We start from the raw sequence: 24,595 nt of genomic DNA, 5'->3' as shown, positions 1-24,595 counted from the left end.
TGTTTGTGGAACAGGTAAAACCGATGGCAGATGAATCACAGCAGGAAACTACCCATTTTGGCTTTCAGACCGTCGCCAAAAGTGAAAAGGCCGATAAAGTCGCGGACGTGTTTCACTCCGTCGCGGCGAAATATGACCTGATGAACGATCTGATGTCGTTCGGCATCCATCGCGTCTGGAAGCGTTTTACCATCGACAGCAGCGGCGTGCGCCGCGGTCAGCGCGTCCTGGATCTGGCCGGCGGTACCGGCGATCTGACGGCAAAATTCTCGCGCCTGGTCGGTGAAACCGGTCAGGTGGTGCTGGCGGACATCAACAGCTCAATGCTGAAGATGGGACGCGAAAAGCTGCGCAATCTCGGCGTAACCGGCAACGTCAGCTACGTGCAGGCTAACGCAGAAGCGCTGCCGTTCCCGGATAACTATTTCGACTGCATCACCATCTCCTTCGGCCTGCGTAACGTGACCGAAAAAGAGAAGGCGCTGGCGTCGATGTTCCGCGTGCTCAAGCCGGGCGGCCGTCTGCTGGTGCTGGAGTTCTCTAAACCGGTTTTCGATCCGCTGAGCAAAGCCTACGACACTTACTCTTTCCACATTCTGCCGCGCATCGGCCAGCTGGTGGCAAAAGACGCGGAGAGCTATCGCTACCTGGCGGAGTCGATTCGTATGCATCCGGATCAGGAAACCCTGAAGGCGATGATGAACGACGCTGGCTTTGAAAATACCAGCTACTACAACATGACCGGCGGCATTGTGGCGCTGCATCGTGGCTTTAAGTTCTGATTAATCATGACTTTTACCCCTCTCATCACCGGCGGTCTTGAGACCGCCCTGAACCGTGTGTTGTACCACGATCGCAGCCTGAAAACCGCACGCCAGCGTCTGGCCGGCAAAGTCCTGCTGCTGCGCCTGCAGGAGCTGGATTTTCCGCTGGTGCTGGTGTTCAGTGAAAACCAGCTGGATGTGCTGAGTGACTGGCAGGACCGCAGCGACTGCAGCGTCAGCCTGCGTTTCAGCACGCTGCCTAAGCTGCGCGATCGTCAGCAGCTGACCAGCCTGATTCGCAGCGGTGAGCTGGACGTGGAAGGCGATCTGCAGGTGGTACAGCAATTCTCCGCGCTGATGGATCTGGCTGAACTCGACCCGGCGGAATATCTCGCGCCGTGGGTGGGCGACATCGCGGCACAGGGCATCAGCCAGGCCGCTCAGCGTGCGCTGGCCCAGCTCAGACAGCAGGTCACCCGCCGTCAGGATTATCTGGGGCAGGTGCTGACCGAAGAGTGGCGCGTGGCACCGGGGGCGCTGGAGCAGGCGTGGTTTTGTGAGGAGGTAGAAGCGATGGAACGTGCGCTTAATGCGTTTGAGGCGCGTTTGGCACAGCTGGAGGCGAAATGACGCTGGGAGAAATTCGGCGCTTATACTTCATTATCAAAGTTTTTCTGACCTACGGGCTGGATGAACTTATTCCGCATATGCGCATTACGCTGCCGCTGCGGCTGTGGCGACGCTGTGTTTTCTGGATCCCCAACCGGCACAAAGAAGCTGAGATGGGCATCCGTCTGCGTCTGGCCATGGAGCAGCTCGGTCCGGTTTGGATCAAGTTCGGTCAGATGCTCTCGACGCGCCGCGACCTGTTCCCGCCGAAAATTGCCGATGAGCTGGCGATTCTGCAGGACCGTGTGGCGCCGTTCGACGGCGTGAAAGCCAAAGCGCAGATTGAGCGTTCGATTGGCGGCCCGGTGGAAACCTGGTTCGACGACTTCGATATCAAACCGCTGGCATCGGCTTCGATCGCCCAGGTGCATACCGCGACGCTGAAATCCAACGGCCGCGAAGTGGTGATCAAAGTGATTCGCCCGGATATCCTGCCGGTGATCAAAGCTGACATGAAGCTGATTTACCGCCTGGCGCGCTGGGTGCCACGTCTGCTGCCGGACGGTCGCCGTCTGCGTCCGATGGAAGTGGTGCGCGACTACGAAAAAACGCTGATTGATGAACTCAATCTGCTGCGTGAAGCTGCCAATGCGATTCAGCTGCGCCGCAACTTCGACCAGAGCCGCATGCTGTACGTGCCGGAAGTGTTCTCCGACTACTGCAGCGAAACCATGCTGGTAATGGAGCGCATTTACGGCATTCCTATCTCCGACGTTGCCACGCTGGAGCAGCACGGCGTCAACATGAAGCTGCTGGCCGAACGCGGCGTGCAGGTGTTCTTCACCCAGGTGTTCCGCGACAGCTTCTTCCACGCCGATATGCATCCCGGCAACATCTTCGTCAGCTACGAGCATCCGGAAGATCCGCAGTACATCGGCATTGACTGCGGCATCGTTGGCTCGCTGAACAAAGAAGATAAGCGCTACCTGGCGGAAAACTTCATCGCCTTCTTCAACCGCGACTACCGCAAAGTGGCCGAGCTGCACGTCGACTCGGGCTGGGTACCGCCGGATACCAATGTGGAAGATTTTGAGTTCGCGATCCGTACCGTGTGCGAGCCGATTTTCGAAAAGCCGCTGGCGGAAATCTCCTTTGGTCACGTGCTGCTCAATCTGTTCAACACCGCGCGCCGTTTCAATATGGAAGTGCAGCCGCAGCTGGTGCTGCTGCAGAAAACCCTGCTGTACATCGAGGGCATCGGCCGTCAGCTCTATCCGCAGCTCGATCTGTGGAAAACCGCCAAGCCGTTCCTGGAGGACTGGATTAAGGATCAGATTGGCATTCCGGCCATCCTGCGGGCGGTGAAAGAGAAGGCGCCGTTCTGGGCGGAGAAACTGCCGGAGCTGCCGGAGCTTTTTTACGACAGTATGCGCCAGCACAAGTTATTGCAGCACAGTGTCGATAAACTCGTCACCGATTTGAACGCGCAGCGCACCCGTCATCATCAGGCACGTTATCTGTTTGGCGTCGGGGCTACACTGTTATTAAGTGGCACCGCCGTGCTGTTGAGCCGGCCTGACTGGGACTTCTTCCCGGCGCTGTTAATGGCCGCCGGCATCGTCACCTGGCTCATCGGCTGGCGCAAGACAAACTGATTGTCTGCCTGGTGCAAATCGCGTAATGTCGCAGGCTTAAGTCCGGGTAAAAACGGACTTTCTGTGCGTTACAGTTAACCGTTTTTCACAGAATATTAGAGGCATATCTCATGGGCGGTATCAGTATTTGGCAATTGTTAATCATTGCCGTCATTGTTGTACTTCTGTTCGGTACCAATAAGCTTCGTAACCTGGGTTCGGATTTAGGCTCTTCCATTCGCGGCTTCAAAAAAGCCATGAGCGATGAAGACGAGAAAAAGGATCAACCGAAAGAGCAGGACGCTGACTTCAACGCCAAACTGGCAGACAAACAGCACACCCCGGCGAGCAAAGACGACGCCCGGGACAAGTAAGGTAAAACTGTGTTCGATATTGGTTTTAGTGAACTGGTATTGGTGTTCGTGATCGGGCTGATTGTACTGGGCCCGCAGCGCTTACCGGTTGCGGTGAAAACCGTTGTTGGCTGGATCCGGGCCATTCGCTCGCTGGCTGCTAATGTGCAGAACGAACTGGCCCAGGAGCTGAAACTGCAGGAGCTGCAGGACAGCCTGAAAAAGGTCGAAGAGGCAGGACGCGGCACGCTGTCGCCGGAGCTGAAGCAATCCATGGAAGAGCTGCGTAAAACCGCGGACTCCATGAAGCGCTCGGTGCAGCAGAGCATCGATATCGAAAAAGCGGAAGATGAAGCCAACACCATTCATCAGCCGCCCGCTGCCGCGCCACAGCCCGCAGAGCCGCACAGCGTCGTGACGCCGGCCAGCGCGGCACATCAGGCCAGCGCCCCGGCGCAGGCGCCGCAGCCTGCACCAGCCACCAGCCACACCGATTCCGTCGCGCCTGCGACCACTCCTCCCGTAAAAGATGAACGATAAACATGGCCGTTGAAGATACCCAACCGCTCATCAGCCACCTGATTGAGCTGCGCAAGCGTCTGCTGAACTGCATCATCGCGGTGTTTGTTATCTTCCTGTGTCTGGTTTACTTCGCCAACGACATCTATCACGCGGTGGCAGCGCCGCTGATTAGCCAGATGCCCGCCGGCGCCAGCATGATCGCCACCGACGTGGCCTCACCGTTCTTTACGCCGATCAAACTGACCATCATTGTGTCAGTGTTTCTTGCGGTGCCGGTGATTCTTTATCAGGTCTGGGCGTTTGTCGCCCCCGCGCTGTATCGCCATGAGCGCCGCCTGGTGATGCCGCTGCTGTTCTCCAGTACGCTGCTGTTTTATGTCGGCGTGGCATTTGCCTACTTCATTGTGTTCCCGCTGGCATTTGGCTTCTTTGCCAAAACCGCGCCGCAGGGCGTCACCATCGCCACGGACATCACTAACTACCTCGACTTTGTCATGACGCTGTTCATGGCGTTTGGCGTGGCGTTTGAGGTGCCGATTGCCATCGTGCTGCTGTGCTGGACCGGCATTACCAGCCCGGACGATCTGAAAAAGAAACGGCCCTATATTCTGGTCGGCGCGTTCGTGGTTGGGATGTTGCTCACACCGCCGGACGTTTTCTCGCAAACTTTGCTCGCTATTCCGATGTACTGCCTGTTTGAAGTCGGCGTATTCTTCTCCCGCTACTATGTGGGTAAAGGACGTCAGGCGGCAGACGATGAGGAACAGAACCCCGACGCCTGATGTCTTTTATGCAGGGCATCCCGCTGATGGGGTGATGATGAATCTTAACCGCCCGCCTGCCGGGCGGTTTTTCTATCCGTCGCTTTAAGACGGAATGGGGAGCAAACATGTTTGATATCGGTGTAAACCTGACCAGCACGCAATTCGCAAAAGATCGCGATCAGGTGGTAAAACGCGCGCGCGAAGCAGGCGTCACCGGCCTGTTAATCACCGGCACCAATGCCCTGGAGAGCCAGCAGGCGCGTCAGCTGGCGACCCGGCACGCGGGCTACTGCTGGTCGACCGCCGGCGTGCACCCGCATCATGCCAGCGAGTGGTCGGCGGAAACCGCCAGTACGCTGCGCCGCCTGGCTGACAGCGAGCAGGTGGTCGCGATTGGTGAATGCGGGCTCGACTTCAACCGGAACCTTTCCGCGCACGAGCAGCAGGAGTACGCGTTTGATGCGCAGCTCCAGCTGGCGGCGGAACTGCAGCTGCCGGTGTTTTTACACTGTCGTGAGGCACATGAACGTTTTCTGGCGGTGCTGCAGCCGTGGCTGCCGAAACTGGTGGGCGCGGTGGTGCACTGTTTTACCGGCACGCGTGACGAGCTGGAAGCCTGCCTGGCGCTGGGGTTATCGGTGGGCATTACCGGCTGGGTGTGCGATGAACGGCGCGGAATGGCGCTGCGTGACATGCTGCCGCTGATTCCGGCAGATCGTCTGCTGCTGGAGACGGACGCGCCCTATCTGCTGCCGCGCGATATGCGTCCGCGTCCGACCTCGCGCCGTAACGAACCCTGCTTTCTGCCGCATATCGTTCAGCAGGTGGCGCACTGGCGTGGTGAACAGCCAGACGCACTGGCGGCACGCGTCGACCACAATGCGCGTCAGCTATTCAGACTGGCTTAAACCTTACGGAACTGCTTGTTGTCCACGCTGCGCATCACCTGTTTATTCAGCAGGTTAAGCAGCAGGATTGAGCGGGTTTCACCATCGGGCTCGGCAAAGATAGCGCGCAGCCCTTCAAAGGTGCCGTCGGTGATCAGCACTTCATCACCGACCTGCGGCGTTTCCGGATCCAGCAGGATCTGCGGCGCATCGGTTTGCAGCGCTTCGATCACTTCATACGGCACCGTCGCGGGCATGGCGCCAAAGCGCACAAAGTGGCTGACGCCGCGCGTGCTGCTGATGGTGGTGGTGTGAATCGCTTCCGGATCGAATTCGATAAACAGATAGTTGGGAAACAGCGGCTCACTCACGGTGGTGCGTTTGCCGCGCACAATCTTCTCCAGAGCGATCATCGGGCTGAGGCAATTCACCTCCTGCCGCTCAAGATGCTCCTTCGCGCGCAACAGCTGACCACGTTTGCAATAGAGTAAGTACCAGGATTCCATAACTGCTCCCAAATAATGGACGCTAAGAATAACAAACCTGTTGTCAGAGTTATAGCGCATCGGCGGCCGGAAACCCGGTCACACAAGAAAAATCTCTACGAATTTTCCGATTGGTGCGGCGAACTAACGCTTTTCAGCAAGAAAATTGACGTCTGGCGATCATCTGTATCAGACTGCCAACCCATTAGACGAAGAAAAAGGACGGGCTGATGGAACTGTTTTTACTGAGCAATGGCAAAGTGGCCGACGATGCGCCGCTGCTGAGCTATGCGCATCCGCAGCTGCACGCGATGATTGCCCAGCGCGGTATCACTTCGGCGGTGCTGGTGCCCTACGCCATTATTCGTGACGATCACGCCCAGCGTGCGCAGGCGTTGTCTCAGTCACTGGGCATTCCGGTGCGCACGGTACACGAGTTCGAGACACCGGTTGCGGCCATTGAGCAGGCGGAGCTGATTCTGGTAAGTGGCGGCAATACCTGGTTGCTGAACCAGATGCTGCACGAGCAGGGGCTGATCGTGGCGATTCAGCGCGCAGTGCGCGAGCGCGACGTCCCTTACGTTGGCTGGAGCGCGGGCTGCAACGTGGCGACACCGTCGATTCGTACCACCAATGATATGCCGGTACGCAGCAGCGTGGTGCTGCCTGCGCTGGGGCTGTTCCCGGTGCAAATCAATCCTCACTATCTTGATGCGCACGTCAGCGGCCACATGGGCGAAACCCGTGATGAGCGTCTGGCCGAGTTCTGCGCAGTGAATCCGCAGGAGTCGGTGATTGCGCTGCGGGAAGCCAGCTTCCTGCACGTCAGTGAGAACCGTCTGCGCTACTACAGCGCGCGCGGTGAAGATTTCAAAGTGTTCCGTCACGGTGAAGCGATTGCCGCTTATCACGATGTGCTGGCCCTGCAGTCGCTGGTGCCGTTTTCCTGTCAGCCCGCCTGACGCAGAAACTCAAACACGCTGGCGTGAACAAACTTATAATGACGCTTCACTCTGGCCGGAAGACTAACGCCGCATGAAATATCAGGATTTACGAGACTTTCTCGCGCTGCTGGAACAGCGCGGCGAGTTAAAGCGCATCACTCAGGAGATCGATCCTGTCCTCGAGATGACCGAAATCGCCGACCGCACGCTGCGGGCCGGTGGCCCGGCGCTGCTGTTCGAAAACCCGAAGGGCTACAGCATGCCGGTGCTGTGCAACCTGTTTGGCACGCCGAAGCGCGTGGCAATGGGTATGGGCCAGGAAGAGGTCAGCGCGCTGCGCGAAGTGGGTAAGCTGCTGGCGTTTCTGAAAGAGCCGGAGCCGCCGAAGGGGTTCCGCGATCTGTTCGATAAGATGCCGCAGTTCAAACAGGTGCTGAACATGCCGACCAAACGGCTGCGTAATGCGCCGTGTCAGGAAGAGATTTTCAGCGGTGACGAGGTCGATCTGGCGCGCATCCCGGTCATGAAATGCTGGCCGGGCGATGCGGCGCCGCTGATTACCTGGGGATTAACCGTCTCGCGCGGACCGCATAAAGAGCGGCAGAACCTCGGCATTTATCGTCAGCAGGTGATTGGTAAAAATCGGGTGATCATGCGCTGGCTGTCGCATCGCGGTGGCGCGCTGGATTTCCAGGAGTGGTGCAAAGCGCATCCCGGTGAACGCTTCCCGGTGGCGGTAGCGCTGGGCGCCGATCCGGCCACCATTCTTGGCGCGGTGACGCCGGTGCCGGATACGCTATCGGAATATGCGTTTGCCGGTCTGCTGCGCGGCAACAAAACCGAGGTGGTGAAGTGCGTCTCGAACGATCTGGAAGTGCCGGCCAGCGCCGAAATCGTGCTGGAAGGCTACATCGAACCGGGCGACATGGCGCCGGAAGGGCCGTACGGCGATCACACCGGCTACTACAATGAAGTAGACAGCTTCCCGGTGTTTACCGTGACGCACGTAACCCAGCGGCGCACCCCGATTTATCACTCCACCTACACCGGCCGTCCGCCGGATGAGCCCGCGGTACTGGGCGTAGCGCTGAACGAAGTGCTGGTGCCGATTCTGATCAAACAGTTCCCGGAGATTGTGGATTTCTATCTGCCGCCGGAAGGCTGCTCTTATCGCCTCGCGGTAGTGACGATTAAAAAACAGTATGCCGGTCACGCCAAGCGCGTGATGTTCGGCGTGTGGTCGTTCCTGCGCCAGTTTATGTACACCAAGTTTGTGATTGTGTGTGACGATGACGTCAACGCGCGTGACTGGAACGACGTGATTTGGGCCATCACCACGCGAATGGATCCGGCGCGCGATACGGTACTGGTAGAAAACACGCCAATTGACTATCTCGACTTCGCTTCGCCGGTTTCCGGACTTGGCTCGAAGATGGGACTGGATGCCACCAACAAGTGGCCGGGTGAAACCCAGCGTGAATGGGGGACGCCGATTGTGAAAGATCCTGCGGTTACGGCGCGTATTGATGCAATCTGGGATGAGTTAGCGATCTTTGCCGAGCCGCCGCAGCGCTGATGGCGGCTGAGAACCATAAAAAAGGGCACCTATGACGACGTTAAGCTGCAAAGTGACTTCGGTTGAAGCAATTACGGACACGGTTTACCGCGTGCGGTTAATTCCGGCGGCGGATTTTAGCTTCCGCGCCGGCCAGTATCTGATGGTGGTGATGGATGAGCGCGACAAGCGCCCGTTTTCGCTTGCATCGACGCCAATGGAAAAGGACATCATTGAGCTGCACATTGGTGCCTCAGAGCTGAACCTGTACGCCATGGCGGTGATGGATCGCATCAAAAATGATCGGCAGATCACCGTGGATATGCCGCACGGCGACGCCTGGCTGCGTGAAGACAGCGCGCGGCCGATTGTGCTGATTGCCGGCGGCACCGGCTTCTCCTATGCGCGTTCGATTCTGCTGACCGCGCTGGCGCAGCAGCCGGATCGCGATATCGCTATCTACTGGGGCGGCCGCGAGCTGAGACATCTGTACGATCTGGATGAACTCAATGCGCTGGCGGTGAAGCATCCGAACCTGAAAGTGATTCCGGTGGTGGAGCAGCCGGCGGAGGACTGGCAGGGGCGCAGCGGCACGGTGCTGACCGCGGTAATGCAGGATTATGCCAGCCTGAGTGGACACGATATCTACATTGCCGGCCGGTTTGAGATGGCAAAAATTGCCCGCGAGCGCTTCTGTGCCGAACGTGGTGCGTTAGAAGCGCAGATGTATGGCGATGCGTTTGCCTTTATCTGATGTGTGACGCGGTGCGCATGCACGTGCCGCTGCAAAAAAAAGCCCGCCCGGTTGGGCGGGAACACGTGCAAGTGTAGTGGTCAACGTATTAAACCCGTTCGAATACCGTCGCGATGCCCTGGCCTAAGCCAATGCACATGGTTGCCAGACCAAACTGTGCATCGCGACGCTCCATCAGATTCAGCAACGTGGTGCTGATACGAGCGCCGGAACATCCCAGCGGATGCCCGAGTGCGATTGCGCCGCCGTTAAGGTTCACTTTCTCATCCAGCTGCTCCAGCAGCCCTAAATCTTTCAGGCACGGCAGCGTCTGCGCGGCGAAGGCTTCATTGAGTTCGAACAGATCGATATCCTGCACGCTCAGCCCGGCGCGCTTCAGCGCCAGCTTACTGGCCGGTACCGGACCGTAACCCATGATCGACGGATCGCAGCCAACCACCGCCATGCTGCGGATGCGTGCGCGCGGCGACAGCCCCAGTTCGCGCGCCCGGCTTTCGCTCATGATCAGCATGGCGGCCGCGCCGTCGGACAGCGCCGACGAACTGCCGGCGGTAACCGTGCCGTTGACCGGATCGAACGCCGGACGCAGCGCGGCTAAGCCTTCAAGACTGGTGTCCTCGCGAATCACTTCATCACTGTCATAGCGTTTCAGCACGCCATCGGCATCGTGGCCATAGGTCGGGACGATTTCGCGTTTGAAATCACCGCGCTGAGTGGCGGCCGCAGCGCGCTGGTGTGAACGCAGCGCGAAGGCATCCTGCTGTTCACGGCTGATGTGGTGCGTGCGCGCCAGCATCTCGGCGGTCAGCCCCATCATGCCCGCCGCTTTCGCCACGGTGCGCCCCAGGCCGGGATGAAAATCCACGCCGTGGTTCATCGGTACGTGGCCCATATGTTCCACGCCGCCAATAATACAGCTGTGGGCATCGCCGACCATAATCGCGCGCGCCGCATCGTGCAGCGCCTGCATGGACGAGCCGCACAGGCGATTGACGGTGCTGGCCGGCACGCGATGCGGGATCTCCGCCAGCAGCGCGGCGTTGCGGGCGATATTAAAGCCCTGTTCCAGCGTCTGCTGCACGCAGCCCCAGATAATGTCATCCAGCGCGGCGGCATCGACGGCCGGATTGCGGCTGAGGAGTTCGCGCATCAGATGGGCGGAGAGATCCTCGGCGCGCACCTGGCGAAAGGCGCCGCCTTTGGAACGGCCCATCGGCGTGCGCACGGCATCAACAATCACTACGTTTTCCATGTTCATTACCTCAGGCAGTTTGCAGCGCCGCTGCGTCAATCGGTTGAGCGACGGGATACCAGCTCTGATGCTGGTGGGCTTTCTGAACCAGCAACTCAGGCAGTGCGTACAGCGGGCCGAGCGCGAGGTAGCGTTTAGCCTGATCGACGACATTGCTGATGCCCAGCGTGTCCATATAGCGGAACGCGCCACCGCGGAACGGTGGGAAACCTAAGCCATACACCAGCGCCATATCCGCCTCGGCAGGGGAAGCGATGATGTTTTCTTCGAGGCAGCGCACCACTTCGTTGAGCATCGGCAGCATCATGCGGTTGGCGATCTCTTCATCGCTGAATACCCGCTTCGGTTCACATACCGGCTCCAGCAGCGCATCGACATCTGCATCGGCGCGCTTCTGCGCTTTGCCTTTTTTATCCTGTTCCCAGCGGTAAAAGCCCTGGCCATTTTTCTGGCCGTAGCGTTTGGTTTCGAACAGCACATCAATGGCATCGCGGTAATCTTTCTGCATCCGCGACGGGAAGCCCTGCGCCATCACCTGTTGTGCATGATGCGCGGTATCAATGCCCACCACGTCCAGCAGCCACGCCGGCCCCATTGGCCAGCCAAAATGCTTCTCCATCACTTTATCGATCTGGCGGAAGTCCGCGCCGTCGCGCAGTAGCAGGCTGAAGGCGGCAAAGTAGGGGAACAGTACGCGGTTCACAAAGAAGCCGGGGCAGTCATTCACCACAATCGGCGTTTTGCCCATCTTGCTGGCCCACGCCACCACTTTACTGATGGTGGCTTCAGAAGTTTGCGCACCGCGAATCACTTCGACCAGCGGCATACGCGGCACCGGATTGAAGAAGTGCATGCCGCAGAAATTTTGCGGACGCTGCAGCGCCTGCGCCAGCTGGCTGATTGGAATGGTGGAGGTATTCGAGGCCAGCACGGCATCATCCCGCAGCTGCTGCTCGGTTTCAGCCAGCACTTTGGCTTTGATTTGCGGGTTCTCGACCACCGCTTCGACCACCACATCGGCGCGATCAAAGCCGCTGTAATCCAGCGTCGGCTGAATGCTCGCCAGCACGCTCGCCAGCCTGGTACCGTCGATTTTGCCGCGCTCCAGCTGCTTATTAAGCAGCTTGCTGGCTTCATTCATGCCCAGCGTCAGCGCCTGCGGATTAATATCTTTCATCTTCACCGGCACGCCTTTCCAGGCCGACTGCCAGGCGATCCCGCCGCCCATGATGCCTGCGCCCAGTACCGCCGCCTGCTCTGGCGTGCCGGCCGCGCTGCTGTGTTTCTTCGCCAGGCCTTTTACGTACTGGTCATTGAGGAAGATGCCCACCAGCGCGCGTGCCACATCGCTCTGCGCCAGCGGCACAAAGGCAGCAGTTTCCAGCTTCAGCGCATCATCACGACCTAAGCCCGCTGCCGCTTCGATGGTTCGCACCGCGGCGATCGGTGCCGGATAGTGTTTACCGGCGGTTTGCTGCACCATGCTTTTGGCGAGGGTAAAACTCATCGCGGCTTCAATCGGACTGAGCTTAAGCGGTGCCAGCTTCGGCGCACGACGCGCCTGCCAGCTGCCCTGGGCTATGGCGTCCTGCAGCATGGTCAGCGCCGCGCTGCGCAGCTTCTCGCTGCTGACCACCGCATCCACCAGACCGAGCTTCAGCGCGCCCAGGCCATCAATATCTTTGCCGGCGGCGATGATCTCCAGCGCGCTGTCGGCACCGAGCAGGCGCGGCAGACGCACGCTGCCGCCGAAGCCCGGCATAATGCCGAGTTTGGTTTCTGGCAGGCCAATGCGCGCGGTGGGCGTGGCCACGCGGAAGTCGGTTGCCAGCACACACTCGCAGCCCCCGCCCAGTGCATAGCCGTCAATGGCGGCGATCGTCGGCACCGGCAAATCTTCCAGACGATTAAAGATGCTGTTGGCGAATGTCAGCCACTGGCTGAGCTGCTCAGCGGGCGCATCAAACAGCGACAGGAATTCTGTGATATCCGCCCCGACAATAAACGCCGGTTTGGCGGAAGAGAGCAGCAGGCCGCGCAGCGTGCTTTGCTGCTCCAGTACGCTCAGCGCCTCGCCTAAGGCGGCGACGGTTTTGGTATCAAGTTTGTTCACCGAACCGGGCGCATCAAAAACCAGCTCGGCGATGCCATCGTCAAGCCAGTGCACTGAAAGGGTATCGCCTTGGTAGAGCATGTCCGTCTCCTGAAACGCGAAAGGTGATCTGGTCATACCAGATGATCAGGAGTGTGGGTGTCATGTTAATTTTTTGCAAACGAGAGTTTGCTTATTTGATACGGCGATCACAGCGCGCGCAGCACGGCATCCCCCGCGCGGCTGTGCTACACTGCCGCCACTTTCGCGACATCGGAGACAAGTCCATGGATTCACTGAAAACCCTGTATCACGCGCATATCTCAACGCTGCAGCAGCGTGCGCAACAGGTGCTGGCGCGCTTCAAGCTGGACGCCATGCTGATTCATTCAGGCGAGTTGCTGACCGTATTTCTTGACGATCATGACTATCCGTTTAAGGTGAATCCGCAGTTTAAAGCCTGGGTGCCAGTGACCCAGGTGCCCAACTGCTGGCTGTGGATCGATGGCGTGAATAAACCCAAACTGTGGTTCTACTCGCCGGTCGATTACTGGCACAACGTCGAGCCACTGCCGGACAGCTTCTGGACCCAGGATGTCGAGGTCATCGGCCTGAAAAACGCTGACGATATCGCTCAGCTGTTGCCGGCACAGCGCGACAAGGTGGCCTATATCGGGCCGGTACCGTCCCGCGCCACCCAGCTGGGCATCCGCAGCGAGGGGATCAATCCTCAGGGCGTCATCGACTTCCTGCATTATCATCGCAGCATCAAAACCGATTACGAGCTGGCCTGTATGCGCGAAGCGCAGAAGCTGGCGGTGGCAGGCCATCGCGCAGCGAAAGAGGCGTTCTTCTCCGGCATGAGCGAGTTTGATATCAATCTTGCCTATCTGACCGCCACCGGCCACCGTGACATTGATGTACCGTATGGCAATATCATCGCGCTGAATGAGCATGCTGCGGTACTGCACTACACCCGGCTTGATCACCAGCCGCCGGCGAAACGTCACAGCTTCCTGATAGATGCCGGCGCAGAGTATCTTGGCTATGCGGCAGACCTGACGCGCAGCTACGCGGCGCAGAGCAAAACGCGCTACGCGGAAATGGTTGCTGCGATGAATAAAGAAGAGCTAGCGCTGATCGCCACGCTGAAAGCTGGCGTGCGCTATACCGATTACCATCTGCAAATGCATCAGCGTATCGCGCGTCTGCTGCTGAAGTTTGAACTGGTGCAGGGGCTGAGCGAAGAGACGCTGGTGGCGGAAAACCTCACCGGCCCCTTCATGCCGCACGGTCTCGGCCATCCGCTGGGCCTGCAGGTGCACGACGTTGCCGGGTTTATGCAGGACGACAGCGGCACGCATCTGGCGGCGCCATCGCAATATCCTTATCTGCGCTGTACGCGGGTACTGCAGCCGGGCATGGTGCTGACCATTGAACCGGGCTTCTATATTATCGATTCACTGCTGGCGCCGCTGCGCAGCGGTAAGTTCAGTCAGCACTTTGACTGGCAGGCGATTGATGCTCTGAAGCCGTACGGAGGCATTCGTATTGAGGATAATGTGGTGATTCACGCCAGCCGCATCGAAAACATGACGCGTGACTTGCATCTGGCCTGATGGACGCTTACGACATTCCCGCTGAGGCCGTCAGTCTCAGCGAGGAGACCATCAAAAAGAGCCGCTTTATTACCCTGCTGGCGCATACCGATGGGGTGGCCGCTGCGCGCGCCTTTGTGCAGCAGGTGAAGCACGAACACCCGACCGCGCGGCATCACTGCTGGGCCTGGGTGGCGGGCGCGCCCGATGATTCACAACAGCTGGGGTTTTCTGACGATGGCGAACCCTCCGGCACGGCCGGTAAGCCGATGCTGGCGCAGCTGATGGGCAGCGGCGTGGGCGAGATCACCGCCGTGGTGGTGCGCTATTATGGCGGTATCATGCTGGGCACCGGCGGGCTGGTGAAAGCCTACGGTGGCGGCGTGCAGCAGGGGCTGAAGCTGCTGACGCGCCAGCGCAAAGTGCCGATGCAACGTTTTACCCTGCAGTGTGACTATGCGCAGCTGAGCGATATAGAGCGTCTGCTGCAGCGTTTTGACGGCAGCCTTGAACAGAGCCATTATCAGGATCGCATTACGCTACGTCTGGCGTTGCCCCATCCGCAGATTGATGGCTTCAGGCAAAACCTTTCTGATTACAGCCGGGGCGCTTTGGCGCTGATCCCGCTGGACAACTAACCGCATCTGTTTAAAGGAAACGGCTGAATGCATTTTCGCGCCATTACCCGCATCGTGGGCCTGCTGGTGATTCTGTTCTCGGTAACTATGATCCTGCCCGGCTTAGTGGCCCTGATTTATCGCGACGGTGCCGGGCGCGCGTTCAGTCAGACGTTTATGATGGCGATCGTCATCGGTTCGCTGCTGTGGTGGCCCAACCGCAAACAAAAAAGTGAGCTGAAACCGCGTGAAGGCTTTCTGATTGTGGTGCTGTTCTGGACCGTGCTGGGCAGCGTGGGGGCAATGCCGTTTATCTTCGCCGAGCAGCCACACCTGTCGGTGACCGACGCCTTCTTCGAATCCTTCTCGGGCTTAACCACCACCGGTGCCACTACGTTAGTAGGGCTCGACTCGCTGCCCAAAGCCATTCTGTTCTATCGCCAGATGCTGCAGTGGCTTGGCGGCATGGGGATCATCGTGCTGGCGGTGGCCATTCTGCCGATTCTCGGCGTCGGCGGCATGCAGCTGTACCGCGCCGAGATGCCGGGACCGCTGAAAGATAACAAAATGCGCCCGCGCATTGCCGAAACGGCGAAAACCCTGTGGTTGATTTACGTGCTGCTGACGGTGGCCTGTGCGCTGGCGCTGTGGCTGGCGGGCATGCCGATGTTTGATGCTATCGGCCACAGCTTCTCGACCATCGCCATCGGCGGTTTTTCTACCCATGATGCCAGCATCGGCTACTTCAATAGCCCGACCATTAATACCATCGTGGCGATTTTCCTGCTGATCTCCGGCTGTAACTACGGCCTGCACTTCTCGTTGCTCAGCGGGCGAAACCTGAAAGTCTACTGGCGCGATCCGGAATTCCGCATGTTCATTGGCGTGCAGCTGACGCTGGTGCTGATTTGTACCCTGGTGCTGTGGTTCCATAATGTCTATTCCAGCGGCTGGCAAACCCTCAATCAGGCGTTTTTCCAGGTGGTATCGATGGCGACGACGGCGGGCTTTACCACCGACAGTATTGCGCGCTGGCCGCTGTTCCTGCCGGTGCTGCTGCTGTGTTCAGCCTTTATTGGCGGTATGGCGGGTTCGACCGGCGGTGGCCTGAAGGTGATTCGTATTCTGCTGCTGTGCAAGCAGGGGTCGCGCGAACTGAAACGCCTGGTGCATCCCAATGCGGTCTATACCATTAAATTGGGGAACCGTGCGCTGCCGGAACGTATTCTCGAAGCGGTGTGGGGCTTTTTCTCGGCTTACGCGCTGGTATTTCTGGTCAGCATGCTGGCGATTATCGCCACCGGCGTGGATGACTTCTCGGCCTTCGCCGCGGTGGCGGCGACGCTGAATAACCTTGGCCCGGGTCTGGGTGTGGTGGCAGATAACTTCACGTCGATGAATGATGTCGCCAAGTGGATTTTAATCTCCACCATGCTGTTTGGACGCCTTGAAGTGTTCACGCTGCTGGTGCTGTTCACGCCCACCTTCTGGCGCGAATAATAAAACAGGAATGAGTGATGAAAGCGTTAATTCTTTATTCCAGCCGTGACGGGCAAACCCGTGAAATCGCGGCGCGTATTGCCCGCACGCTGACACCGCAGCAGTTGTGTGATGTGCTGGATCTGGCGCAGGCACCGCAGGTGGAGTGGGCACAGTATGATCGCGTGCTGATTGGCGCCTCGATTCGCTATGGTCACTTCCAGCCCGAGCTGATGAAATTCGTCACGCAACATAAGGCGGCACTGCAGCAGCGCGTCAGCGGCTTTTTCAGCGTCAATCTTACTGCGCGCAAAGCTGATAAGTGCACGCCGGAAACCAATGCCTATACGCGTAAGTTCCTGGCGCAGTCACCGTGGCAACCGGATCGCTGTGCGGTGTTTGCCGGTGCGCTGCGCTATCCACGCTATCGCTGGTTCGATCGCATCATGATTCAGTTCATTATGCGTATGACCGGCGGCGAAACGGATACATCGAAGGAAGTTGAATACACCGACTGGGAGAAAGTCACGCGTTTTGCCCAGGATTTCGCACAGTTACCAGGCAAATTGCCGCAAAATAACGCGTAGTGGTGAAATTTAGGCCGAACGATCATTTTTTTGCAATAAACCCTTGTCAGCCAGAATTAACGCCCTATAATGCGCCACCACTGAGACGGCAAAGCGGCAACGCAGGCGGCTCAGCAGGGCGTGAAGTGATTCACCCCGCCGGAGAGAAACGCTGAAAAAAGTGTTTGACTCTGAAGGAGGAAAGCGTAATATACGCCACCTCGCGACAGCAGGCCGAACGCCGCGTCGCACCGCTCTTTAACAATTTATCAGACAATCTGTGTGGGCACTCGCAGGATTGATATCAGCGTCTCCGGACGTAAAAAAATATCAAGTCTTTGCTGAGTGAACACGTAATTCATTACGAAGTTTAATTCACAGAGCATCGCTGCACTCGTTGCAGCAAATCAAACTTAAATTGAAGAGTTTGATCATGGCTCAGATTGAACGCTGGCGGCAGGCCTAACACATGCAAGTCGAACGGCAGCACAGAAGAGCTTGCTCTTTGGGTGGCGAGTGGCGGACGGGTGAGTAATGTCTGGGAAACTGCCCGATGGAGGGGGATAACTACTGGAAACGGTAGCTAATACCGCATAACGTCGCAAGACCAAAGTGGGGGACCTTCGGGCCTCACACCATCGGATGTGCCCAGATGGGATTAGCTAGTAGGTGGGGTAATGGCTCACCTAGGCGACGATCCCTAGCTGGTCTGAGAGGATGACCAGCCACACTGGAACTGAGACACGGTCCAGACTCCTACGGGAGGCAGCAGTGGGGAATATTGCACAATGGGCGCAAGCCTGATGCAGCCATGCCGCGTGTATGAAGAAGGCCTTCGGGTTGTAAAGTACTTTCAGCGGGGAGGAAGGCGGTGAGGTTAATAACCTTGCCGATTGACGTTACCCGCAGAAGAAGCACCGGCTAACTCCGTGCCAGCAGCCGCGGTAATACGGAGGGTGCAAGCGTTAATCGGAATTACTGGGCGTAAAGCGCACGCAGGCGGTCTGTTAAGTCAGATGTGAAATCCCCGGGCTTAACCTGGGAACTGCATTTGAAACTGGCAGGCTTGAGTCTCGTAGAGGGGGGTAGAATTCCAGGTGTAGCGGTGAAATGCGTAGAGATCTGGAGGAATACCGGTGGCGAAGGCGGCCCCCTGGACGAAGACTGACGCTCAGGTGCGAAAGCGTGGGGAGCAAACAGGATTAGATACCCTGGTAGTCCACGCCGTAAACGATGTCGACTTGGAGGTTGTGCCCTTGAGGCGTGGCTTCCGGAGCTAACGCGTTAAGTCGACCGCCTGGGGAGTACGGCCGCAAGGTTAAAACTCAAATGAATTGACGGGGGCCCGCACAAGCGGTGGAGCATGTGGTTTAATTCGATGCAACGCGAAGAACCTTACCTGGCCTTGACATCCAGAGAACTTAGCAGAGATGCTTTGGTGCCTTCGGGAACTCTGAGACAGGTGCTGCATGGCTGTCGTCAGCTCGTGTTGTGAAATGTTGGGTTAAGTCCCGCAACGAGCGCAACCCTTATCCTTTGTTGCCAGCGATTCGGTCGGGAACTCAAAGGAGACTGCCGGTGATAAACCGGAGGAAGGTGGGGATGACGTCAAGTCATCATGGCCCTTACGGCCAGGGCTACACACGTGCTACAATGGCGCATACAAAGAGAAGCGACCTCGCGAGAGCAAGCGGACCTCATAAAGTGCGTCGTAGTCCGGATTGGAGTCTGCAACTCGACTCCATGAAGTCGGAATCGCTAGTAATCGTAGATCAGAATGCTACGGTGAATACGTTCCCGGGCCTTGTACACACCGCCCGTCACACCATGGGAGTGGGTTGCAAAAGAAGTAGGTAGCTTAACCTTCGGGAGGGCGCTTACCACTTTGTGATTCATGACTGGGGTGAAGTCGTAACAAGGTAACCGTAGGGGAACCTGCGGTTGGATCACCTCCTTACCTGAAGATACCTTCCCGCGAAGTGCTCACACAGATTGTCTGATAGAAAAGTAACGAGCAGGACGGCTGCGAAGTCGTGACACTTTGTGTCCCCTTCGTCTAGCGGTTAGGACTCCGCCCTTTCACGGCGGCAACAGGGGTTCGAATCCCCTAGGGGACGCCACTGCTTGGTGACAGGTGAAAGGTGTCTCCACAGAATATCTCAAAACTGACGGTAACGTCGTGTTTGAGATATTGCTCTTTAACAATCCGGAACAAGCTGAAAATTTGAAACGATGCGTCGTGTTCATTCTCCGTAATAAGAATGAAATGGCGATGCGTTCGAGTCTCTCAAATGCTTGCAGTCCGCAGCGTTGCAAAACGCCTGTGGGTTGTGAGGTTAAGCGACTAAGCGTACACGGTGGATGCCCTGGCAGTCAGAGGCGATGAAGGACGTGCTAATCTGCGAAAAGCGACGGTGAGGTGATATGAACCGCTACAGCCGTCGATGTCCGAATGGGGAAACCCGGTGCACTCTGTGCATCATCGTTAACTGAATACATAGGTTAACGAGGCGAACCGGGGGAACTGAAACATCTAAGTACCCCGAGGAAAAGAAATCAACCGAGATTCCCCCAGTAGCGGCGAGCGAACGGGGAGCAGCCCAGGACCTGAATCAGCTTGTGCATCAGTGGAAGCGTCTGGAAAGTCGCGCGATACCGGGTGACAGCCCCGTACACGAAGATGCATGAGTTGTGAGTCCGACGAGTAGGGCGGGACACGTGGTATCCTGTCTGAACATGGGGGGACCATCCTCCAAGGCTAAATACTCCTGACTGACCGATAGTGAACCAGTACCGTGAGGGAAAGGCGAAAAGAACCCCGGCGAGGGGAGTGAAACAGAACCTGAAACCGTGTACGTACAAGCAGTGGGAGCACCTTCAGGGTGTGACTGCGTACCTTTTGTATAATGGGTCAGCGACTTATATTCTGTAGCAAGGTTAACCGCATAGGGGAGCCGAAGGGAAACCGAGTCTTAATTGGGCGTTAAGTTGCAGGGTATAGACCCGAAACCCGGTGATCTAGCCATGGGCAGGTTGAAGGTTGGGTAACACTAACTGGAGGACCGAACCGACTAATGTTGAAAAATTAGCGGATGACTTGTGGCTGGGGGTGAAAGGCCAATCAAACCGGGAGATAGCTGGTTCTCCCCGAAAGCTATTTAGGTAGCGCCTCGTGAACTCATCTCCGGGGGTAGAGCACTGTTTCGGCTAGGGGGCCATCCCGGCTTACCAACCCGATGCAAACTGCGAATACCGGAGAATGTTATCACGGGAGACACACGGCGGGTGCTAACGTCCGTCGTGAAGAGGGAAACAACCCAGACCGCCAGCTAAGGTCCCAAAGTCATGGTTAAGTGGGAAACGATGTGGGAAGGCACAGACAGCCAGGATGTTGGCTTAGAAGCAGCCATCATTTAAAGAAAGCGTAATAGCTCACTGGTCGAGTCGGCCTGCGCGGAAGATGTAACGGGGCTAAACCATGCACCGAAGCTGCGGCAGCGACACTATGTGTTGTTGGGTAGGGGAGCGTTCTGTAAGCCGCTGAAGGTGTGCTGTGAGGCATGCTGGAGGTATCAGAAGTGCGAATGCTGACATAAGTAACGATAAAGCGGGTGAAAAGCCCGCTCGCCGGAAGACCAAGGGTTCCTGTCCAACGTTAATCGGGGCAGGGTGAGTCGACCCCTAAGGCGAGGCTGAAAAGCGTAGTCGATGGGAAACAGGTTAATATTCCTGTACTTGGTGTTACTGCGAAGGGGGGACGGAGAAGGCTAGGTTATCCGGGCGACGGTTGTCCCGGTTTAAGCGTGCAGGTGTGAAGACCAGGCAAATCCGGTCTTCTTTAACACTGAGGCGTGACGACGAGCCGCCACGGCGGTGAAGTAACTGATGCCCTGCTTCCAGGAAAAGCCTCTAAGCTCCAGGTAACACGAAATCGTACCCCAAACCGACACAGGTGGTCAGGTAGAGAATACCAAGGCGCTTGAGAGAACTCGGGTGAAGGAACTAGGCAAAATGGTGCCGTAACTTCGGGAGAAGGCACGCTGGCGCGTAGGTGAAGGGACTTGCTCCCGGAGCCGAGGCCAGTCGAAGATACCAGCTGGCTGCAACTGTTTATTAAAAACACAGCACTGTGCAAACACGAAAGTGGACGTATACGGTGTGACGCCTGCCCGGTGCCGGAAGGTTAATTGATGGGGTTATCCGCAAGGAGAAGCTCTTGATCGAAGCCCCGGTAAACGGCGGCCGTAACTATAACGGTCCTAAGGTAGCGAAATTCCTTGTCGGGTAAGTTCCGACCTGCACGAATGGCGTAATGATGGCCAGGCTGTCTCCACCCGAGACTCAGTGAAATTGAAATCGCTGTGAAGATGCAGTGTACCCGCGGCAAGACGGAAAGACCCCGTGAACCTTTACTATAGCTTGACACTGAACATTGAGCCTTGATGTGTAGGATAGGTGGGAGGCTTTGAAGCGTGGACGCCAGTCTGCGTGGAGCCAACCTTGAAATACCACCCTTTAATGTTTGATGTTCTAACGTAGGCCCGTAATCCGGGCTGCGGACAGTGTCTGGTGGGTAGTTTGACTGGGGCGGTCTCCTCCCAAAGCGTAACGGAGGAGCACGAAGGTTGGCTAATCCTGGTCGGACATCAGGAGGTTAGTGCAATGGCATAAGCCAGCTTGACTGCGAGAGTGACGGCTCGAGCAGGTGCGAAAGCAGGTCATAGTGATCCGGTGGTTCTGAATGGAAGGGCCATCGCTCAACGGATAAAAGGTACTCCGGGGATAACAGGCTGATACCGCCCAAGAGTTCATATCGACGGCGGTGTTTGGCACCTCGATGTCGGCTCATCACATCCTGGGGCTGAAGTAGGTCCCAAGGGTACGGCTGTTCGCCGTTTAAAGTGGTACGCGAGCTGGGTTTAGAACGTCGTGAGACAGTTCGGTCCCTATCTGCCGTGGGCGCTGGAGAATTGAGGGGGGTTGCTCCTAGTACGAGAGGACCGGAGTGAACGCACCGCTGGTGTTCGGGTTGTCATGCCAATGGCACTGCCCGGTAGCTAAGTGCGGAAGAGATAAGTGCTGAAAGCATCTAAGCACGAAACTTGCCCCGAGATGAGTTCTCCCTGACCCCTTGAGGGTCCTGAAGGGACGTTGAAGACGACGACGTTGATAGGCCGGGTGTGTAAGCGCAGCGATGCGTTGAGCTAACCGGTACTAATGACCCGTGAGGCTTAACCTTACAACGCCAGAGGCGTTTTGGTCCGAGAGACCGAAAGAATTTTCAGCTTTGTTCACCGGATTACGTCCAGTGGATTTTGTGCTGTGACAAGGCGGCACGCGAGACGACGTGAAGGAGCATACACGAGTATGTGACTGAGCGGCGCGAGCGGGGCAACGCAGTCAGAGCGCGAAAGACGCGGACGAAAACAGAATTTGCCTGGCGGCAACAGCGCGGTGGTCCCACCTGACCCCATGCCGAACTCAGAAGTGAAACGCCGTAGCGCCGATGGTAGTGTGGGGCCTCCCCATGCGAGAGTAGGGAACTGCCAGGCATCAAACCAGTGAAGAAGCCCCGGACGAGAGTCCGGGGCTTTTTTACGTCCGTACTCCGGCAAATTTACCGCTAAAAACGCGAAAACTCCCCACTGTAAAACCGTGCAATCGGGTAAACTACGGCCAGATTAATCAGTAAAGGCCGTAACATGTCCAGCCCTCAGACTTCCCTGAAAGCGTTCAACACACTGGGTCTTGCAATCGCGGCTGAAAAGCTTGTTGTTGCGGATAGCGCAGAAGCCATTTCCTCTGCCTGGCACGCCAGCCAGCAAAATAATCAGCCGTTTATGGTGCTTGGCGAGGGCAGTAACGTCCTGTTCCTCGAAGATTTTGCCGGCTGCGTGGTGATCAACGCGATTAAAGGCATTACCCTGGAAGAGCACGACGAAGCCTGGCATCTGCACGTTGGTGCAGGCGAAAACTGGCATCAGTTGGTTGAGCACACTTTAAAGAAAGGCCTCACCGGGCTGGAAAATCTGGCGCTGATTCCAGGCGTGACGGGATCGGCACCCATCCAGAACATTGGCGCTTACGGTGTTGAATTTAAAGATATTTGCCAGTACGTCGAGGTGTTACACCTGCCGGATAGCACAGTCACGCGTCTGCACCGTGATGAGTGCCAGTTTGGTTATCGCGACAGCATCTTCAAACACGCGATGAAGCATGACTATGTGATTGTGGCCGTCGGGCTGCGTCTGGCCAAGCAGTGGAAACCGGTACTGAGCTATGGCGATCTGGCGAAGCTCAATCCCGCCACCGTATGCGCGTGGGACGTATTCAATGCGGTGTGCCATATGCGACAAAGTAAGCTGCCCGATCCGCGCATAACAGGCAATGTAGGCAGTTTCTTTAAAAATCCTTTGATTTCCGCTCAGCAGGCAGAGGTATTGCTCACGCACTATCCTGCTATGCCGCACTATCCCCAGCACAGTGGTGAGGTCAAGCTGGCCGCAGGCTGGCTGATCGATCAGTGTGCGTTGAAAGGCTATCGTCTTGGCGGTGCTGCGGTGCATCGTCAGCAGGCACTGGTACTGATCAATGAAGACAATGCCACACCGCAGGATATTGTCGCCCTGGCACATCATGTGCGTCAGGAGGTGGGGAAAAAATTTGCCGTGTGGCTGGAGCCAGAAGTACGTTTCATTGGCGCGCAGGGCGAGCGTAACGCCGTCGAGGTGATTTCATGAAAGATCATAGCGTTCCATTAAAACTGGTCGCCCTGCTGGCCGATGGCGAATTTCACTCTGGTGAACAGCTGGGTGAAGCGCTCGGTATGAGCCGCGCTGCCGTGAATAAACATATTCAGACGCTGAAAAGCTGGGGTCTGGATGTCTACACCGTGACAGGGAAAGGCTACAGCCTGCCAGCGCCGATTCAGCTGCTGAATGAAGAGGCGATACTGGCGCATCTGCATCAGCCGGATCTGGCGGTGATTCCGGTTATTGACTCAACGAATCAGTATTTACTCGATCGCATGGACCAGCTGAACTCCGGTTATGCGTGCATCGCGGAATATCAACAGGCCGGGCGCGGCCGGCGCGGACGGAAATGGTTCTCGCCGTTTGGCGCCAATCTCTACATGTCCATGTACTGGCGACTGGAGCAGGGGCCAGCTGCGGCAATGGGCCTGAGTCTGGTGATTGGTATCGTGATGGCAGAGGTTATCCAGTCGCTGGGCGCGGCAGACGTTCGCGTTAAGTGGCCAAATGACCTCTATTTGCAGGATCGTAAACTGGCGGGTATTCTGGTTGAGCTCACCGGTAAAACCGGCGATGCGGCGCAAATTGTGATGGGCGCGGGGATCAACCTGGTGATGCGGGGCGAAGGCACGGCGGAAATCAATCAGGGTTGGATCAATCTGCAGGAAGCGGGCATCGAGATCAATCGTAACGAACTCGCCGCCAGGTTGATAAACCGTCTGCGTGAAGCTTTACCTCTATTTGAACGGGATGGGCTGGCGCCGTTTGTCGGCCGCTGGGAAGCGCTGGATAACTTTATCCATCGTCCGGTGAAACTGCTGATTGGCGATCGTGAAGTGCATGGCATTGCGCGCGGAATTGATAAGCAGGGCGGTTTATTGCTGGAACAGGATGGTGAGATTAAATCCTGGGTCGGTGGCGAGATCTCATTACGTCCCGCTAATTAACACAGTAAACAGTGACGCATT

At 57.3% G+C, this 24,595-nt stretch carries 19 protein-coding genes, 1 tRNA gene and 3 rRNA genes; 20 read left to right on the top strand and 3 right to left on the bottom strand.

The features are described 5' to 3' along the window. The first annotated feature begins 23 nt into the window (after positions 1-23). The 7 genes from ubiE (at position 24) to tatD (ending at position 5,554) form a co-directional block, all read left to right on the top strand. Entirely contained in the window at positions 24-782 is a 759-nt protein-coding gene (gene ubiE, locus E7738_RS12920) for a bifunctional demethylmenaquinone methyltransferase/2-methoxy-6-polyprenyl-1,4-benzoquinol methylase UbiE (protein WP_021506949.1), read from the top strand. Between the two features lie 6 nt (positions 783-788). Further along, a complete protein-coding gene (locus E7738_RS12915) occupies positions 789-1,394 on the top strand; it encodes a ubiquinone biosynthesis protein UbiJ (protein ID WP_394515688.1) in 606 nt (201 codons plus the stop codon). Then, positions 1,391-3,028: a ubiquinone biosynthesis regulatory protein kinase UbiB gene (gene ubiB, locus E7738_RS12910; protein WP_021506947.1), complete on the top strand. Its 1,638-nt coding sequence runs from the start codon at positions 1,391-1,393 to the stop codon at positions 3,026-3,028. The genes E7738_RS12915 and ubiB overlap by 4 nt, the downstream gene beginning before the upstream one ends. Before the next feature lie 110 nt (positions 3,029-3,138). Then, a complete protein-coding gene (gene tatA, locus E7738_RS12905; RefSeq protein ID WP_010618194.1) occupies positions 3,139-3,381 on the top strand; it encodes a Sec-independent protein translocase subunit TatA in 243 nt (80 codons plus the stop codon). A 9-nt stretch (positions 3,382-3,390) separates the two neighbouring features. Then, positions 3,391-3,900, top strand: a complete 510-nt coding sequence (gene tatB / locus E7738_RS12900) for a Sec-independent protein translocase protein TatB (protein WP_127833538.1) — start codon at positions 3,391-3,393, stop codon at positions 3,898-3,900. A 2-nt stretch (positions 3,901-3,902) separates the two neighbouring features. Beyond that, complete coding sequence (tatC, locus tag E7738_RS12895) at positions 3,903-4,664, top strand: Sec-independent protein translocase subunit TatC (RefSeq protein ID WP_021506945.1); 762 nt, start codon at positions 3,903-3,905, stop codon at positions 4,662-4,664. Between the two features lie 107 nt (positions 4,665-4,771). Then, positions 4,772-5,554: a 3'-5' ssDNA/RNA exonuclease TatD gene (tatD, locus tag E7738_RS12890; protein WP_058758125.1), complete on the top strand. Its 783-nt coding sequence runs from the start codon at positions 4,772-4,774 to the stop codon at positions 5,552-5,554. On the opposite strand, the gene rfaH is transcribed toward tatD, so the two are convergent. Further along, on the bottom strand, positions 5,551-6,039 hold the full coding sequence (gene rfaH / locus E7738_RS12885; RefSeq protein ID WP_031279607.1) for a transcription/translation regulatory transformer protein RfaH: 489 nt from the start codon (positions 6,037-6,039) through the stop codon (positions 5,551-5,553). The two genes, tatD and rfaH, sit on opposite strands and share 4 nt — an antisense overlap. 209 nt (positions 6,040-6,248) lie before the next feature. Between rfaH and pepE the strand changes: the two genes are divergently transcribed. The 3 genes from pepE (at position 6,249) to fre (ending at position 9,271) form a co-directional block, all read left to right on the top strand. Further along, positions 6,249-6,980 (top strand): dipeptidase PepE, encoded by a 732-nt coding sequence (gene pepE, locus E7738_RS12880; protein WP_058758126.1) that lies wholly within the window; start codon positions 6,249-6,251, stop codon positions 6,978-6,980. A gap of 73 nt (positions 6,981-7,053) precedes the next feature. Then, positions 7,054-8,538 carry a 4-hydroxy-3-polyprenylbenzoate decarboxylase gene (gene ubiD, locus E7738_RS12875; RefSeq protein WP_127833539.1) on the top strand — a complete coding sequence of 495 codons (1,485 nt, stop codon included), beginning with the start codon at positions 7,054-7,056 and terminating at the stop codon, positions 8,536-8,538. A gap of 31 nt (positions 8,539-8,569) precedes the next feature. Then, positions 8,570-9,271 carry an NAD(P)H-flavin reductase gene (gene fre / locus E7738_RS12870; protein WP_021506940.1) on the top strand — a complete coding sequence of 234 codons (702 nt, stop codon included), beginning with the start codon at positions 8,570-8,572 and terminating at the stop codon, positions 9,269-9,271. Between the two features lie 88 nt (positions 9,272-9,359). Here the strand turns inward: fre and fadA are convergent, their stop codons facing one another. Both fadA and fadB read right to left on the bottom strand, forming a co-directional pair. Beyond that, positions 9,360-10,523: an acetyl-CoA C-acyltransferase FadA gene (gene fadA / locus E7738_RS12865; protein WP_394515687.1), complete on the bottom strand. Its 1,164-nt coding sequence runs from the start codon at positions 10,521-10,523 to the stop codon at positions 9,360-9,362. 10 nt (positions 10,524-10,533) lie between these two features. Next, a complete protein-coding gene (gene fadB / locus E7738_RS12860; protein ID WP_309785566.1) occupies positions 10,534-12,717 on the bottom strand; it encodes a fatty acid oxidation complex subunit alpha FadB in 2,184 nt (727 codons plus the stop codon). A 185-nt stretch (positions 12,718-12,902) separates the two neighbouring features. On the opposite strand from fadB, the gene pepQ reads away from it, so the two are divergent. The 10 genes from pepQ (at position 12,903) to birA (ending at position 24,574) form a co-directional block, all read left to right on the top strand. Then, positions 12,903-14,234 (top strand): Xaa-Pro dipeptidase, encoded by a 1,332-nt coding sequence (gene pepQ, locus E7738_RS12855; RefSeq protein WP_132465979.1) that lies wholly within the window; start codon positions 12,903-12,905, stop codon positions 14,232-14,234. Beyond that, the gene (locus E7738_RS12850) at positions 14,234-14,851 is read left to right on the top strand and encodes an IMPACT family protein (protein ID WP_215800466.1); all 618 of its coding nucleotides are present in this window, start codon (positions 14,234-14,236) and stop codon (positions 14,849-14,851) included. Before pepQ ends, E7738_RS12850 begins: the two co-directional genes overlap by 1 nt. Before the next feature lie 27 nt (positions 14,852-14,878). Next, complete coding sequence (gene trkH / locus E7738_RS12845; protein ID WP_021506935.1) at positions 14,879-16,330, top strand: Trk system potassium transporter TrkH; 1,452 nt, start codon at positions 14,879-14,881, stop codon at positions 16,328-16,330. A 17-nt stretch (positions 16,331-16,347) separates the two neighbouring features. Beyond that, on the top strand, positions 16,348-16,896 hold the full coding sequence (gene hemG / locus E7738_RS12840) for a menaquinone-dependent protoporphyrinogen IX dehydrogenase (protein ID WP_058781596.1): 549 nt from the start codon (positions 16,348-16,350) through the stop codon (positions 16,894-16,896). A 394-nt stretch (positions 16,897-17,290) separates the two neighbouring features. Further along, positions 17,291-18,832, top strand: a 16S ribosomal RNA gene (locus E7738_RS12835). 88 nt (positions 18,833-18,920) lie between these two features. After that, positions 18,921-18,995 (top strand) — tRNA-Glu (locus E7738_RS12830). Between the two features lie 214 nt (positions 18,996-19,209). After that, positions 19,210-22,114: ribosomal RNA gene (locus E7738_RS12825) — 23S ribosomal RNA — on the top strand. A gap of 197 nt (positions 22,115-22,311) precedes the next feature. Continuing rightward, positions 22,312-22,427 (top strand): 5S ribosomal RNA (gene rrf / locus E7738_RS12820). Together the 16S, 23S and 5S rRNA genes with 1 tRNA gene alongside form the textbook arrangement of a ribosomal RNA operon. Positions 22,428-22,577: 150 nt before the next feature. Beyond that, a complete protein-coding gene (murB, locus tag E7738_RS12815; protein ID WP_150361795.1) occupies positions 22,578-23,615 on the top strand; it encodes a UDP-N-acetylmuramate dehydrogenase in 1,038 nt (345 codons plus the stop codon). Beyond that, entirely contained in the window at positions 23,612-24,574 is a 963-nt protein-coding gene (birA, locus tag E7738_RS12810) for a bifunctional biotin--[acetyl-CoA-carboxylase] ligase/biotin operon repressor BirA (protein ID WP_021508689.1), read from the top strand. Before murB ends, birA begins: the two co-directional genes overlap by 4 nt. Positions 24,575-24,595 lie beyond the last annotated feature (21 nt).

The organism is Pantoea sp. SGAir0430 (genome assembly GCF_043549295.1).
The sequence above is the reverse complement of the archived record's forward strand: the minus strand, read 5'-3'. Positions and strand labels throughout refer to the sequence as shown.